Below are 14053 nucleotides of genomic sequence, written 5' to 3'. Positions count from 1 at the left end.
GCGCGGGAGAGCTCGGGGGGTGGCGTTCGATGGCGACCGCGGCTCGTTCGCGCGGTGCCCCACGCCCCGGAAAAGCACCCGATCGCGCCCTGTCACGCCCCTGTCCGCTGATCGATCAAAGATCATTCCCGCAGGTCAGATGAGGCTTACCTAAGTGACGCACGGCACCGCCAGGCCGTCCGGGCGCGGCTTGCCCCCCTCCGCGGAATTACGCAACAATGGCGTTGTGAAAAACGTTGGCGCGGCTCCGCAGGAGGAACTCGCGACCGGTGAGCGATCGACTCGCAACCGGGTCGCGCGCTCCATCCTGGATCACGGGCCGTCCACCGTGGCCGACCTGGCAGGCCGTCTCGGCCTGACCCAGGCCGCTGTCCGCCGACACCTCGACGCCCTGGTCGCCGACGATGTCGTGCAGCCCCGTGAGCAGCGTGTCTACGGCGCGCGCACGCGCGGGCGCCCGGCCAAGGTGTTCGCCCTGACGGACTGCGGCCGCGACGCCTTCGACCAGTCGTACGACAAGCTGGCCGTGGACGCGCTCCGCTGGATCGCGGACCAGGAGGGCGGGGAGCAGGCCGTCGCCGCCTTCGCCCGTGCCCGGGTCACTGCCCAGGCCGGCGAATACCGCAAGGCGGTCGAGGCAGCCGCCCCCGAGGACAGGGCCGAAGCCCTGGCCAAGGCCTTGAGCGCGGACGGGTACGCTGCTACGGCACGCAGTGCCCCCCACCCCCACCAGGGTGAGCAGCTCTGCCAGCACCACTGCCCGGTGGCCCATGTGGCCGAGCAGTTCCCGCAACTCTGCGAGGCCGAGACCGAGCTCTTCGCCGAACTGCTCGGTACACACGTCCAGCGGCTGGCCACCATCGCCCACGGCGACGGCGTCTGCACGACGTTCATCCCCAGAATTTCCAAGTCAGCCACCAACGCATCCGCAAGCACGGCCGGGAGGAACCCCGCATGACTCTCCCCATCGAGGAGACCGCCCACCCTGAGCTCGAGGGCCTGGGTAAGTACGAATACGGCTGGGCGGACTCCGACGAGGCCGGTGCCGCAGCGAAGCGCGGTCTGAACGAGGACGTCGTCCTCGACATCTCCGGCAAGAAGTCCGAGCCGGAGTGGATGACGAAGCTGCGTCTCAAGGGCCTGAAGCTGTTCGAGAAGAAGCCCATGCCGAACTGGGGCTCGGACCTCTCGGGCATCGACTTCGACAACATCAAGTACTTCGTGCGCTCCACGGAGAAGCAGGCGGAGTCCTGGGAGGACCTGCCCGAGGACATCAAGAACACCTACGACAAGCTGGGCATCCCCGAGGCGGAGAAGCAGCGCCTCGTCGCCGGTGTCGCCGCCCAGTACGAGTCGGAGGTCGTCTACCACCAGATCCGCGAGGACCTGGAGGAGCAGGGCGTCATCTTCCTCGACACCGACACCGCGCTGAAGGAGCACCCGGAGCTCTTCAAGGAGTACTTCGGCACCGTCATCCCGGCCGGCGACAACAAGTTCGCCGCGCTGAACACCGCCGTGTGGTCCGGCGGCTCCTTCATCTACGTGCCGAAGGGCGTGCACGTCGAGATCCCGCTCCAGGCCTACTTCCGTATCAACACGGAGAACATGGGCCAGTTCGAGCGGACCCTGATCATCGTCGACGAGGGCGCCTACGTGCACTACGTCGAGGGTTGTACGGCCCCGATCTACAAGTCGGACTCGCTGCACTCCGCGGTCGTCGAGATCATCGTCAAGAAGAACGCCCGCTGCCGCTACACGACCATCCAGAACTGGTCGAACAACGTCTACAACCTGGTCACCAAGCGCGCCGTCGCCTACGAGGGCGCCACCATGGAGTGGATCGACGGCAACATCGGCTCCAAGGTGACGATGAAGTACCCGGCCGTCTACCTGATGGGCGAGCACGCCAAGGGCGAGACCCTCTCCATCGCCTTCGCGGGCGAGGGCCAGCACCAGGACGCCGGCGCCAAGATGGTCCACATGGCCCCGAACACGTCCTCGAACATCGTCTCGAAGTCCGTGGCGCGCGGCGGTGGCCGCACCTCCTACCGCGGTCTGATCGAGATCGGCGAGGGCGCCCCCGGCTCCAAGTCGAACGTGCTGTGCGACGCCCTGCTCGTCGACACCATCTCCCGCTCGGACACCTACCCGTACGTCGACGTCCGTGAGGACGACGTGTCCATGGGCCACGAGGCGACCGTCTCCAAGGTCTCCGAGGACCAGCTCTTCTACCTGATGAGCCGCGGTCTGTCGGAGGACGAGGCCATGGCGATGATCGTGCGCGGCTTCGTCGAGCCGATCGCCAAGGAGCTGCCCATGGAGTACGCGCTGGAGCTCAACCGGCTGATCGAGCTGCAGATGGAAGGCGCGGTCGGCTGACCCCAGACCTTCCGGTCCAGCAGCAGGCGGCCCGCCTCTCCGGGGCGGGCCGAAGATCGTAAACGTAGGAAGAGAGCAGACCGACAGCCATGGCTGAGGCTCAGAACATCCCGGTGGGCTCCACCACCGCCGGCTCGATCGCGGTGGCCGCCGAGTCGACCGTCGTCTCGCGCATGAGCGCGCCCCCGTCCTTCGACGTGGCGGACTTCCCCGTGCCGCACGGCCGCGAGGAGGAGTGGCGGTTCACCCCGCTGGAGCGGCTGCGCGGGCTGCACGACGGCACCGCCGTCGGCACCGGCGACGGCATGAAGGTCGACGTGCAGGCCCCCGAGGGCGTCACCGTCGAGGCCGTCGGTCGCGACGACGCCCGCATCGGCAAGGCGGGCACCCCGGTGGACCGCGTCGCCGCCCAGGCCTACTCGGCGTTCGAGAAGGCCGGTGTGATCACCGTCCCCAAGGAGACGGTCCTCACCGAGCCGATCCGCATCGCCGTGCACGGCGAGGGCGGCACCGCCTTCGCCCACCAGGTCATCGAACTGGGTGCCTTCGCCGAGGCCGTCGTCGTCATCGACCACACCGGTGACGCCGTGCTCGCCGCCAACGTCGACTACGTCCTCGGTGACGGCGCCAAGCTGACCGTCGTCTCCGTGCAGGACTGGGACGACAAGGCCGTGCACATCGCCCAGCACAACGCCCTCGTCGGCCGGGACGCCTCCTTCAAGTCGGTCGTCGTCACCTTCGGCGGCGACGTCGTCCGCCTCCACCCGCGCGTCACCTACGCCGGCCCCGGCGGCGAGGCCGAGCTGTTCGGTCTGTACTTCACGGACGCCGGCCAGCACCAGGAGCACCGCCTGCTGGTCACGCACAACGTGCCGCACTGCAAGTCCAACGTGGTCTACAAGGGCGCCCTCCAGGGCGACGGAGCCCACGCGGTGTGGATCGGCGACGTCCTCATCGAGGCCGCGGCCGAGGGCACCGACACCTACGAGATGAACCGGAACCTCGTCCTCACGGACGGCGCCCGTGTCGACTCCGTGCCGAACCTGGAGATCGAGACCGGTGAGATCGTCGGCGCCGGCCACGCCTCGGCGACCGGCCGCTTCGACGACGAGCAGCTCTTCTACCTGATGGCCCGCGGTATTCCCGCCGAGGAGGCCCGCCGACTCGTCGTGCGCGGCTTCTTCGCCGAGCTGGTCCAGCAGATCGGCGTCGACGACATCGAGCAGCGCCTGCTCGAGAAGATCGACGAGGAGCTGGAGACCATGTCTGGACCGGGCCGATGACCACCTTCGTACGCGCCTGCGGGCTGAGCGAGCTGGAGGAGGACACCCCCAAGCGGGTGGAACTCGACGGCACGCCGGTCTCGGTCGTGCGGACCGAGGGAGAGGTGTTCGCCATCCACGACATCTGCTCCCACGCGAACGTCTCGCTCTCCGAGGGCGAGGTGGAGGACTGCCAGATCGAGTGCTGGCTGCACGGCTCCGCGTTCGACCTCCGCACCGGTAAGCCGTCCGGCCTACCCGCGACGCGCCCCGTCCCCGTATACCCCGTAAAGATCGAAGGGGACGACGTGCTCGTCTCCCTCACCCAGGAGTCCTGAGGCACCCATGGCAACGCTTGAAATCCGAGACCTGCACGTCACCGTCGAGGCCGACAACGCCACGAAGGAGATCCTCAAGGGCGTCGACCTCACCGTGAAGCAGGGCGAGACGCACGCCATCATGGGCCCCAACGGCTCCGGCAAGTCGACCCTCGCCTATTCGCTCGCGGGTCACCCGAAGTACACGATCACCGGCGGCACCGTGCTGCTCGACGGCGAGGACGTCCTGGAGATGTCCGTCGACGAGCGCGCCCGCGCGGGCCTGTTCCTGGCGATGCAGTACCCCGTCGAGGTTCCCGGCGTCTCGGTCTCCAACTTCCTGCGGACCTCCGCCACCGCCATCCGCGGCGAGGCCCCCAAGCTGCGCACCTGGGTCAAGGAGGTCAAGGAGGCCATGCAGCGCCTCAACATGGACCCCTCCTTCGCCGAGCGCAACGTCAACGAGGGCTTCTCCGGCGGTGAGAAGAAGCGCCACGAGATCCTCCAGCTCGAACTGCTCAAGCCGAAGGTCGCGATCCTCGACGAGACGGACTCCGGTCTGGACGTCGACGCGCTCCGGGTCGTCTCCGAGGGCGTCAACCGCGTCCGTGAGACCGGCGAGGTCGGCACCCTGCTGATCACGCACTACACGCGCATCCTGCGCTACATCAAGCCCGACCACGTCCACGTCTTCGCGGGCGGCCGGATCGTCGAGTCCGGTGGCCCCGAGCTCGCCGACAAGCTGGAGAACGAGGGCTACGAGGCATACACGAAGGGTGGCGCATCCGCGTGACACAGCTGCCGGGCCTCCTCGACACAGAGGCGATCCGCAAGGACTTCCCCATCCTGGACCGTCAGGTCCACGACGAGCGGAAGCTCGTGTACCTGGACAACGCGGCGACCTCGCAGAAGCCGCGCCAGGTGCTGGACGCCCTGAGCGAGTACTACGAGCGCTACAACGCCAACGTCCACCGCGGTGTGCATGTGCTCGCCGAGGAGGCCACGGCGCTGTACGAGGGTGCGCGCGACAAGGTCGCCGCGTTCATCAACGCTCCCAGCCGCGACGAGGTGATCTTCACCAAGAACGCCTCCGAGTCGCTGAACCTCGTGGCGAACATGCTCGGCTGGGCCGACGAGCCCTACCGGGTGGACTCCGAGACCGAGATCGTCATCACGGAGATGGAGCACCACTCCAACATCGTGCCGTGGCAGCTGCTCGCGCAGCGCACGGGCGCGAAGCTGAAGTGGTTCGGCCTCACCGACGACGGCCGGCTCGACCTGTCGAACATCGACGAGATCATCACGGAGAAGACGAAGATCGTCTCCTTCGTGCTGGTGTCCAACATCCTGGGCACGGTCAACCCGGTCGAGGCGATAGTGCGCCGGGCGCAGGAGGTCGGCGCCCTGGTCTGCGTCGACGCCTCGCAGGCCGCGCCGCACATGCCGCTGGACGTCCAGGCCCTCCAGGCCGACTTCGTGGCCTTCACCGGCCACAAGATGTGCGGCCCGACCGGCATCGGCGTGCTCTGGGGCCGCCAGGAGCTCCTGGAGGACCTGCCCCCGTTCCTCGGCGGCGGCGAGATGATCGAGACGGTGTCGATGCACTCGTCGACGTACGCCCCCGCCCCGCACAAGTTCGAGGCGGGCACCCCGCCGATCGCCCAGGCGGTCGGTCTGGGCGCGGCGATCGACTACCTCAACTCGATCGGCATGGACAAGATCCTCGCCCATGAGCACGCCCTCACCGAGTACGCGGTGAAGCGTCTGGCGGAGGTCCCTGACCTGCGGATCATCGGCCCGGCCACGGCCGAGGACCGGGGCGCGGCGATCTCCTTCACGCTCGGTGACATCCACCCGCACGACGTGGGCCAGGTCCTCGACGAGCAGGGCATCGCGGTTCGGGTCGGCCACCACTGCGCCCGCCCCGTCTGCCTGCGGTACGGAATTCCCGCGACCACGCGAGCGTCGTTCTATCTGTACTCCACGCCGGCCGAGATCGACGCGCTGGTCGACGGCCTGGAGCACGTACGGAACTTCTTCGGCTGATGGGACGAGCGATCGCATGAAGCTGGACTCGATGTACCAGGAAGTCATCCTGGACCACTACAAGAACCCGCACGGGCGGGGCTTGCGGGATGGCGACGCCGAGGTGCACCACGTGAACCCCACGTGCGGCGACGAGATCACCCTGCGCGTGAAGTACGACGGTACGACCATCGAGGACGTCTCGTACGAGGGCCAGGGCTGCTCGATCAGCCAGGCCAGCGCCTCCGTGCTGAACGAGTTGCTCGTCGGCAAGGAGCTGACGGACGCGCGGCGGATCCAGGAGACCTTCCTGGAGCTGATGCAGTCCAAGGGGAAGATCGAGCCGGACGACGCGATGGAGGAGGTCCTGGAGGACGCGGTCGCGTTCGCCGGGGTCTCCAAGTACCCGGCCCGGGTCAAGTGCGCCCTCCTCAGCTGGATGGCGTGGAAGGACGCGACGGCCCAGGCGCTGGGCGCCGACGCCGAAAGGAAGACGGCATGAGCGACACCGTGGAGATGAAGCCGGCCTCCGAGGAGGAGATCCGCGAGGCCCTGTACGACGTCGTCGACCCCGAGCTGGGCATCGACGTCGTCAACCTGGGCCTGATCTATGGCATCCACATCGACGACGCGAACATCGCGACGATCGACATGACCCTGACCTCGGCGGCCTGCCCGCTGACCGATGTCATCGAGGACCAGGCCAAGTCCGCCACGGACGGCCTCGTCAACGAGCTGCGCATCAACTGGGTCTGGATGCCCCCGTGGGGCCCGGACAAGATCACGGACGACGGCCGCGAGCAGCTTCGGGCGCTCGGGTTCAACGTCTGAGACCGACCACATGAGTGTGGCCCCCGGCGAAAGTCGCCGGGGGCCACACTCATGTCCGGGTGCCGTGCCGTCAGTCGAGGCCCTTCACCAGGCGGAAGAAGAAGTCCTGCCGGTTGCCGGTGTTGTAGCCGTACGGGTCCAGGACCAGCTCGAAGTTCCGGTGACGCAGCACGCGGTCGGGGTAGTTCACCGACTGGAGCATCATGGCGTCCGAGTACGGCGACCGCATGGCGCAGAACGTCGCGTCCTGCTTGAAGAGGTTCGAGCCGTCGTTGCCGCTGACGCGGAGCCGGAAGTTCTGGTGCCTGACGTACCGTCCGTCCGCCATGCGGAAGGAGTAGCAGTCGGACCGGGCGAGGCCGGAGACCACCTTGAAGGTGGAGTCCTCGCGGGTCTCGCTTCCGCTGTAGGTGCCCACCGGGTCGAGGCGGATCGCACCGCCGCTCAGGTGCCAGTACCGGTCCGGGTAGTTGACGGCCTGTACGGACTTCCGGTTCACGGACGCCGACGGCGGGTTCTTCGCGGGCGACGTCGACTTGGACGGCTTGGGGGCCGGCTTCGCGCCGCCCTGCTGCTTGTCGTCCGAACCGGAGTCCTCGGAGTCGGAGGAACCCTTGCCCTTGCCCTCGCCCTTGGAGCCGCCCTTGGCGTCCTGCGGCTCGGACAGCCCGCTCTTCCCGTCGGGGGCCGTGGTCGGCGACGCCGGGGGAAGGGAGAGCGGGGCGACCGGGTCGTCGGCCAGCGTGGTGCGGTCCGTGCGGGTCTGTGACGTGTCGTCAGAACCGGAGTCCTGGATGACGATCGCGGTCACGCACGACGACACGACGGCCAGGGCGAGCGCTCCGGCCAGCCAGAGGCGGCGGGTGCCCGGTATTCGGGTGTCGTCAGGGGCGACACCGGTCTCCCACACCTTCGCGGATCTCAGCACCGGGAGGTTGGGGGTGTTCTGGTCCGGATCAGGTCCGGGCTTCGTTGGCGGCATGCGCGGTTCCCTCGGCGTCGCACAGGCGGACGCGAATTCGTCATGCGGGTCAGGGGAGGTGGTACGTGTCACCGGTGTGTGCGAACCCTTGCGGTCGTCACACAATCGGGAGATTGACCGTTGAAACAGTAGTGGACCAAGTGGTGTGCGGGGAGCCCTTTCGGAGAGCGCTTCCATAACGGAACGGCCCCGAAACGGCGGCCTCTTGGGGAGACATTTCCGTGCGGGTGCGCCCGATCGGGGACGGACGGGGGCACCCACGAGGGGCCCTCGCGCCTCTTCTCGCTCTCGATCTGCCCTCGATGTGCACTCGGTGTGTCGTCGGTGTGTCCTTGATGCGGTCTCGCTGTGGCGTTGATGTGTACGGCTGTACGTATCCATGTGTACGCTAGTACACATGGGATATCTGCTGCTCGGCTTCGCCATAGCCGCCGAGGTCGTCGCCACCACCGCGATGAAGTACAGCGAGGGCTTCAGCAAGGTGGGCCCGTCGCTGATCACCGGGATCGGCTACCTGATCTCCTTCGGGCTGCTCGCCCAGGCGCTCAAGTCGATGTCGATCGGCACGGCCTACGCCATCTGGTCCGGCGTCGGCACCGCCAGCGTCGCCGCGCTCGGCCTCGTGCTGTTCGGGGAGGGGCTGAGCCCCGCCAAGGCCGCCGGGATCGTGCTGATCGTGGCGGGAGTCGTCGTCCTCAACCTGGGAGGCGCCCACTGATGGCCCGGCGCTACGACCCCGAGCGGCGGCAGCGGATCATCGACGCGGCGATCCGCGTCGTCGGGGAGAAGGGCATCGCCGGGCTGAGCCACCGGAGCGTGGCCGCCGAGGCGGACGTACCGCTCGGCTCGACGACGTACCACTTCAAGACCCTCGACGACCTCATGGTGGCGGCGCTGCGGCAGGCCAACGAGGGGTACGCGCGCACGGTCCTGGCCCGCGGCGCCCTCCAGGACCCGGAGTCCGACCTGGCCGCCGAACTCGCCGCGCTCGGCAGCGAATGGTTCGCCGGCGACCGTACGGGCCTGGAGGTCGAGTACGAGCTCTACCTGGCCGCACTGCGCCGCCCGGCCCTCCGCCCGGTCGCCGCGGAGTGGGCGGAGGGCTTCGCCGACTGCCTCGCCCTGCGCACGGATCCGGTGACCGCGCGGGCCCTGGTCGCCCTGATCGACGGGATCTGCCTCCAGGTGCTGCTGACGGGGGCGCCGTACGACGAGGAGTACACGCGGGAGGTGCTGGCGCGGGTGATCGGCTGAGGGGGAGGCGACGCCGGCCCGGAGAAGGGCGCCGCCCGTTCCCCGGCGGAGATGTACCGCGCGCTGTCGGCGCTGCCGACCGATGCCCGGGGGGCGCTCAGGGCCCTGTGGGAGGAGAACGCCCTCACGGACGACAACAAGGCCTCCCAGGAGGAGAACGACTTCGGGGAGATCGAGCACCTGCTGGGCGCCGAGGTCAAGCCGCCCCGGGGGGGCGGGCCTGTACCGCGCCGACCACCATGCCGGGCCTGACCGTCGTGGACCATCCGGTCGAGGACGCGGTCGGTCGGAAGGCCGTCGCCCTGGACATGGGCCGTTGCCGGCGGGGGTGCGGGGCCGTTCCGCTGCCGGCTGTCCGTCGGCGGGGTGCCGGGCCGCTCTCGGTCGGTCGCCGAGCGGGCCAGGGTGCCCTCTTCCGGCTGTGCGCCGGCCGGGTGCCCGGTTGCCTGTCACTCCGGGGGCTGCCCGGCTCCTGAGACGGCCGTGGTGTGGGTTGGCCTGGGCCGCCCCCGGGCGGTTAGGTTTCCCTCATGACCGACACGACTGCTCCTCGCACCACCGGCGCCGTGGCCGCCGGCCTCGCCACGATCGCCGCCGACGGCACTGTTCTCGACACCTGGTACCCCGCGCCCGAGCTCGCCGCCGAGCCGGGCCCGTCCGGCACCGAGCGGCTCGACGCCGAGCGGGCGGCCCAGCTGCTGGGCGGCGGCGCGACGGCGGCGATCGGTCAGGACACCCGCCGGGGCGTCGAGGTCGTCGCGGTCCGCACGGTCATCTCCTCGCTCGACGAGAAGCCGGGCGACACGCACGACGCCTACCTGCGCCTCCACCTGCTCTCCCACCGCCTGGTGAAGCCGCACGGCCAGAGCCTGGACGGCATCTTCGGCCTCCTGGCCAACGTCGCCTGGACCTCACTCGGCCCGGTCGCCGTCGACGACCTGGAGAAGGTCCGGCTCAACGCGCGCGCCGAGGGGCTGCACCTCCAGGTGACGTCCGTCGACAAGTTCCCGCGGATGACGGACTACGTGGCCCCCAAGGGCGTCCGTATCGCCGACGCCGACCGGGTCCGGCTGGGCGCGCACCTCGCCGAGGGCACCACGGTCATGCACGAGGGCTTCGTCAACTTCAACGCCGGCACCCTCGGCACGTCGATGGTGGAGGGCCGTATCTCCGCCGGTGTCGTCGTCGGTGACGGCTCCGACATCGGGGGCGGCGCCTCCACGATGGGCACGCTGTCCGGTGGCGGCAACGTCATCATCTCCATCGGCGAGCGCTGCCTGGTCGGCGCCGAGGCGGGTGTCGGCATCGCCCTCGGTGACGAGTGCGTGGTGGAGGCCGGCCTGTACGTCACCGCGGGCACCCGCGTCACGATGCCCGACGGCCAGGTCGTCAAGGCCCGCGAGCTCTCCGGCGCCTCGAACATCCTCTTCCGCCGCAACTCGGTCACCGGCACGGTCGAGGCCCGCCCGAACAACGCGGTCTGGGGCGGCCTGAACGAGATTTTGCACAGCCACAACTGACGACCGGCGAGCCGGAATCACGGAGCGCGCCCTTCCACGGCCCGAGCAGGGCCGGGGGAGGGCGCTGCGCGTGTGGGCGGCAGGGGGACACCGCGCTGATCGTCCCGCGTCGAAGCCCCCGGGGATCCCGTACGGGTTGATCCGCGTGACCTTCCGGTGGGGGTGGGCGATGAACCCGTGGGACGCACAGTCCTATCAGAGGGCGAACCGACGAGATGAGGGGCCGGACAGGATGAGGATCGATCGGTTGAGGACCGTGGCACGAGTGGTGAGCGGGGTGGTCGGCGCGGCCGTGGTGTGCGGGCTGCCCGCCGGTGTCGCGCACGCCGACGAGACCAACAGGGACTCGCACAACGGCCCCCGTATCGGGCTCGTCAATGTCGGCCAGGTCGACGACCCGATGGAGGACGTGTTGGAGCACACCCTGCTGTTCGGTGACGGGTACCGCTGGGGCTGACCCCGCCGCCAGCAGGAGTCCGGGGCCCGTACCGCGCCAGCGCGTCGTGCGGGCCCCGGCCCCTGTCCGGGAACTTTTTTCGGCGTACCGGCATAGCGGGGGGCGCATCCGCGCGTCACACAGAGCACAGGGGCGGGACACAGGGCCCGCCGGGGAAGAGAAGGTGACGATGGATGCCGCAGGTCAGGAGAGTTTCCGCGAGTTCGTGGCCGGACGGTCGTCGGCGCTGCTGAAGACCGCCGTACTGCTCAGCGGCGGCGACCGGCACGCCGCCGAGGATCTGCTGCAGAACGCGCTCATCAAGGCGGCCGGCCGCTGGCAGCGGATCGACGAACCCGAGGCGTACGTACGGCAGATCCTGTACCGGCAGCAGATCAGCCGCTGGCGGCTGAAATGGCGCCGCAGGGAGGTCACCGTCGCCGAGCTGCCCGAGAGCGGCGCCGCCGACGGCGCGGCCGGGGTGGAACTGCGCCTGGTGATGCGCGGCGCGCTCGCCCGGCTGACCGCACGGCAGCGGACCATGCTCGTGCTGCGCTACTTCGAGGACCTGCCCGAGGCCGATGTGGCCCGCATCCTCGGCTGCTCCGTCGGGACCGTCCGGTCCACCACCCACCGCTCCCTCGCCCGGCTGCGGGAACTCGCGCCCGAACTGGCCGGTCTCGGCCAGGCCCCGGCCGAGCAGCGGCCTTCCCGTGACTTCTCGCCCGTGGAGGTGCGTCCATGAACGTCGATGAACTGGTGCGCGACTCCCTGCGGGAGCAGGCCGCCGAACAACCGCCCCTGGACCCAGGCTTCGCCGACCGCGTGCTGAACGTGCGGCGCCGCCGCCGCACCCGCAGGATCGCCACGGTCGCCGCGGCGACCGCCGCCGTGGTCGCCGTCGCGGTCGCCGTGCCGCTGTTGGAGTCCGGCAAGGACGAGGTGCGGCTCGCCAGCGAGATGAACAAGAGCGACATCATCGCCCACCCCGACCAGTCGCCGCCGCGCGACCTGATCGCCGCCGGGGACACGGCGCTGGCCGCGTACTACACGTATTCCACGGTCAAGACGTCCAAGGACACCGCGGTCAGCCAGCGTACGTATCGGATCCTCGACCAGAGGAACGGCAAGTACGTGAAGGACGACCGCTGGTCCATGGTCTCGGTCGCCCCCGGCATGCGGACCGCCGCCGTCCTGGAGCGGGACCTGCCGGTCAAGCGGATCGGGCTGCTCGACCTGCTCACCGGCGAGGTGGACCGCTGGATTCCGGTCGAGCGGGGTGTCGCGAGCGTCGAGTTCTCGTCCGACGGCAGCAAGCTCGTCGCCACCACGTACAGCAAGAGCCCCGACCTGCTGACCAGGCAGGACTACGACTTGGACGGCGACGGAAAGAAGAACGACTACGAGCCCGACCGGGCGACGTCCCACCGGACCGGCTTCTACGTCGTGGATGTCGACACCGGGCAGGCCGACTGGAGCGAGGTCGTCACCGACAACCAGGACGGGCTCGTCAACTCACGCCAGGACTTCGCCTTCAGCGGCGACGCCAAGTCGGTCTACACCGGGCTGACCATGGAACCGCACCAGCAGTACTACGACCTCAAGGGCAACAAGGTCCCCGCGCCGCCCAACGAGAGGTACCTGCACTGGTTCGTGGAGGCGCGGCTCTCCCCGGACGGCAAGCTCGCGGCCGGTGACTTCGCGGGCGGCGCCAGGACCACCGCCTCGGAGATCATCGACCCCTACACCGGCAAGCGCCTCCACAAGGTGCGCGGACAGCAACTGCTCGCCTGGGTCGACAACAAGCGGCTCATCGCCTGGGACATCACGCCCGGGGCGAACGAGTTCCACAACGCCCTGGTACTCGTCACCATCGGCAGCGACAAGACGCTCCCGCTCAGCGGCGCCCGCAAGGGGAACGACGGCGCCGCCGGACGCTGGAACCCGGTCTTCGCCACCCGCTGACCACCGGGGCCGCGCTCTCCGCCCACTGCCGGGACGTGCGCCGCCCCGCCGACCTCGGGGGCGTGCGTCCTCAGGCGGCGACCAGGGCTTCGTACGCCCCCAGCAGCCCGTCGGCCACCTCTCGGCCGGCGGGCCGCAGCGGTGCCCGGACCGGGCCCGCGGGCAGGCCCAGCCGCCCGAGCAGGGCCTTCGCCGTGACGGTGCCGGGCAGGCCGGAAGCCATCATCGCCTCCGTGAGCGGGACCGCCGCCCGCTGCAACCGTGCGGCCTCCGCGGTGTCGCCCGCGTCGAACGCGTCCACGATCGACCGGAAGTGACGGGGCACCGCGTTGGCGACGGTGCCGATGTAGCCCGCGCCGCCGAGCGCGTACAGCGCCAGGACGTACTCGTCGCAGCCCGTGTAGTACGCCAAGTCTGTCTCCGCCAGCACCTTCTGGGTGCCGAGGAGGTCGTAGGCGCAGTCCTTCACGGCCACGATCCGGGGGTGGGCCGCGAGTCGGATCATGGTCGCCGGCTCGATCCGGGTGCCGGTGCGACCGGGGATGTCGTACAGGGCGAGTGGGAGGCCGCAGCGGTCGGCGAGTTCACGGAAGTGGGCCTCGACGGCGTCCTGCGGCGGCCTGCTGTAGTACGGGGTGACCGCCAACAGACCGTCCGCGCCCGCCTTCTCGGCGGCCAGGGCCAGCTCCACGGTGTGCCGGGTGTCGTACGTGCCCACGCCCGCCACGATCGTGGCCCGGTCCCCGACCGCCGCCCGGACCGCGCGGATCAGCTCCGCCTTCTCCGTGTCCGTCGTCGTCGGCGCCTCACCCGTCGTACCGGACAGGACCAGCCCCTCGCAGCCCCCCGCCACCAGCCGGTCGGCGAGCCGCTGCGCCCCGTCGAGGTCGAGCGCCCCGCTCGCGGTGAACGGGGTGATCATCGCGCAGAGGGCGCGGCCGAAGGGGGCGGGGCGGTGCGTGGTGGTGGTCATGGGGGTAGTGTCAGCGTGCGCATTGTGAAGCTCCACTTAATTCTTCTACGAGATATGCGGGAGCTTTGCTACGACGAGGGGGTGGACGGTGGCCGACGCGGGCTGGGGG

The 14053-nt window shown here is 69.6% G+C and carries 17 protein-coding genes; 15 read left to right on the top strand and 2 right to left on the bottom strand.

Translation table 11 applies throughout. The features are described from left to right. The first annotated feature begins 226 nt into the window (after positions 1 to 226). From AOK23_RS12250 to AOK23_RS12215, 8 genes are all read left to right on the top strand, one after another. A complete protein-coding gene (locus AOK23_RS12250) occupies positions 227 to 958 on the top strand; it encodes a helix-turn-helix transcriptional regulator (RefSeq protein ID WP_055712748.1) in 732 nt (243 codons plus the stop codon). Then, positions 955 to 2379 carry a Fe-S cluster assembly protein SufB gene (sufB, locus tag AOK23_RS12245; protein WP_055537499.1) on the top strand — a complete coding sequence of 475 codons (1425 nt, stop codon included), beginning with the start codon at positions 955 to 957 and terminating at the stop codon, positions 2377 to 2379. The genes AOK23_RS12250 and sufB overlap by 4 nt, the downstream gene beginning before the upstream one ends. An 89-nt stretch (positions 2380 to 2468) precedes the next feature. Then, positions 2469 to 3662: a Fe-S cluster assembly protein SufD gene (gene sufD, locus AOK23_RS12240; RefSeq protein ID WP_055712747.1), complete on the top strand. Its 1194-nt coding sequence runs from the start codon at positions 2469 to 2471 to the stop codon at positions 3660 to 3662. Next, positions 3659 to 3979: a non-heme iron oxygenase ferredoxin subunit gene (locus tag AOK23_RS12235; protein WP_055514965.1), complete on the top strand. Its 321-nt coding sequence runs from the start codon at positions 3659 to 3661 to the stop codon at positions 3977 to 3979. Before sufD ends, AOK23_RS12235 begins: the two co-directional genes overlap by 4 nt. A 7-nt stretch (positions 3980 to 3986) precedes the next feature. Next, a complete protein-coding gene (gene sufC / locus AOK23_RS12230) occupies positions 3987 to 4751 on the top strand; it encodes a Fe-S cluster assembly ATPase SufC (RefSeq protein ID WP_055712746.1) in 765 nt (254 codons plus the stop codon). Beyond that, positions 4748 to 6004 carry a cysteine desulfurase gene (locus AOK23_RS12225; RefSeq protein WP_055712745.1) on the top strand — a complete coding sequence of 419 codons (1257 nt, stop codon included), beginning with the start codon at positions 4748 to 4750 and terminating at the stop codon, positions 6002 to 6004. Before sufC ends, AOK23_RS12225 begins: the two co-directional genes overlap by 4 nt. A 16-nt stretch (positions 6005 to 6020) precedes the next feature. After that, a complete protein-coding gene (sufU, locus tag AOK23_RS12220; RefSeq protein ID WP_055514972.1) occupies positions 6021 to 6485 on the top strand; it encodes a Fe-S cluster assembly sulfur transfer protein SufU in 465 nt (154 codons plus the stop codon). Then, a complete protein-coding gene (locus AOK23_RS12215) occupies positions 6482 to 6814 on the top strand; it encodes a metal-sulfur cluster assembly factor (RefSeq protein ID WP_055514975.1) in 333 nt (110 codons plus the stop codon). The genes sufU and AOK23_RS12215 overlap by 4 nt, the downstream gene beginning before the upstream one ends. Positions 6815 to 6884: 70 nt before the next feature. Here the strand turns inward: AOK23_RS12215 and AOK23_RS12210 are convergent, their stop codons facing one another. Continuing rightward, the gene (locus AOK23_RS12210) at positions 6885 to 7796 is read right to left on the bottom strand and encodes an AbfB domain-containing protein (RefSeq protein ID WP_240496361.1); all 912 of its coding nucleotides are present in this window, start codon (positions 7794 to 7796) and stop codon (positions 6885 to 6887) included. Positions 7797 to 8193: 397 nt separating this feature from the next. On the opposite strand from AOK23_RS12210, the gene AOK23_RS12205 reads away from it, so the two are divergent. The 7 genes from AOK23_RS12205 (at position 8194) to AOK23_RS12175 (ending at position 12971) form a co-directional block, all read left to right on the top strand. Further along, the gene (locus AOK23_RS12205) at positions 8194 to 8514 is read left to right on the top strand and encodes a DMT family transporter (protein ID WP_055537495.1); all 321 of its coding nucleotides are present in this window, start codon (positions 8194 to 8196) and stop codon (positions 8512 to 8514) included. Continuing rightward, positions 8514 to 9050 (top strand): TetR/AcrR family transcriptional regulator, encoded by a 537-nt coding sequence (locus AOK23_RS12200; protein ID WP_055712744.1) that lies wholly within the window; start codon positions 8514 to 8516, stop codon positions 9048 to 9050. The genes AOK23_RS12205 and AOK23_RS12200 overlap by 1 nt, the downstream gene beginning before the upstream one ends. A 51-nt stretch (positions 9051 to 9101) precedes the next feature. Beyond that, a complete protein-coding gene (locus tag AOK23_RS12195) occupies positions 9102 to 9302 on the top strand; it encodes a hypothetical protein (RefSeq protein WP_055712743.1) in 201 nt (66 codons plus the stop codon). A 278-nt stretch (positions 9303 to 9580) separates the two neighbouring features. Beyond that, entirely contained in the window at positions 9581 to 10570 is a 990-nt protein-coding gene (gene dapD / locus AOK23_RS12190) for a 2,3,4,5-tetrahydropyridine-2,6-dicarboxylate N-succinyltransferase (protein WP_055712742.1), read from the top strand. Positions 10571 to 10802: 232 nt separating this feature from the next. After that, positions 10803 to 11027, top strand: coding sequence for a hypothetical protein (locus tag AOK23_RS12185; RefSeq protein WP_055712741.1), 225 nt, complete (start codon positions 10803 to 10805; stop codon positions 11025 to 11027). Between the two features lie 169 nt (positions 11028 to 11196). Next, the gene (locus AOK23_RS12180) at positions 11197 to 11751 is read left to right on the top strand and encodes a SigE family RNA polymerase sigma factor (protein ID WP_055519499.1); all 555 of its coding nucleotides are present in this window, start codon (positions 11197 to 11199) and stop codon (positions 11749 to 11751) included. Further along, positions 11748 to 12971 carry a hypothetical protein gene (locus AOK23_RS12175; protein WP_055712740.1) on the top strand — a complete coding sequence of 408 codons (1224 nt, stop codon included), beginning with the start codon at positions 11748 to 11750 and terminating at the stop codon, positions 12969 to 12971. Before AOK23_RS12180 ends, AOK23_RS12175 begins: the two co-directional genes overlap by 4 nt. Before the next feature lie 70 nt (positions 12972 to 13041). Here the strand turns inward: AOK23_RS12175 and dapA are convergent, their stop codons facing one another. Continuing rightward, on the bottom strand, positions 13042 to 13944 hold the full coding sequence (gene dapA, locus AOK23_RS12170; RefSeq protein ID WP_055712739.1) for a 4-hydroxy-tetrahydrodipicolinate synthase: 903 nt from the start codon (positions 13942 to 13944) through the stop codon (positions 13042 to 13044). Between the last annotated feature and the right edge of the window lie 109 nt (positions 13945 to 14053).

Source organism: Streptomyces torulosus, from assembly GCF_001419765.1.
Taxonomy (GTDB): Bacteria; Actinomycetota; Actinomycetes; order Streptomycetales; family Streptomycetaceae; genus Streptomyces; species Streptomyces torulosus.
Note: the sequence above shows the minus strand (reverse complement) of the source record. Positions and strands in the feature narration are given on the sequence as shown.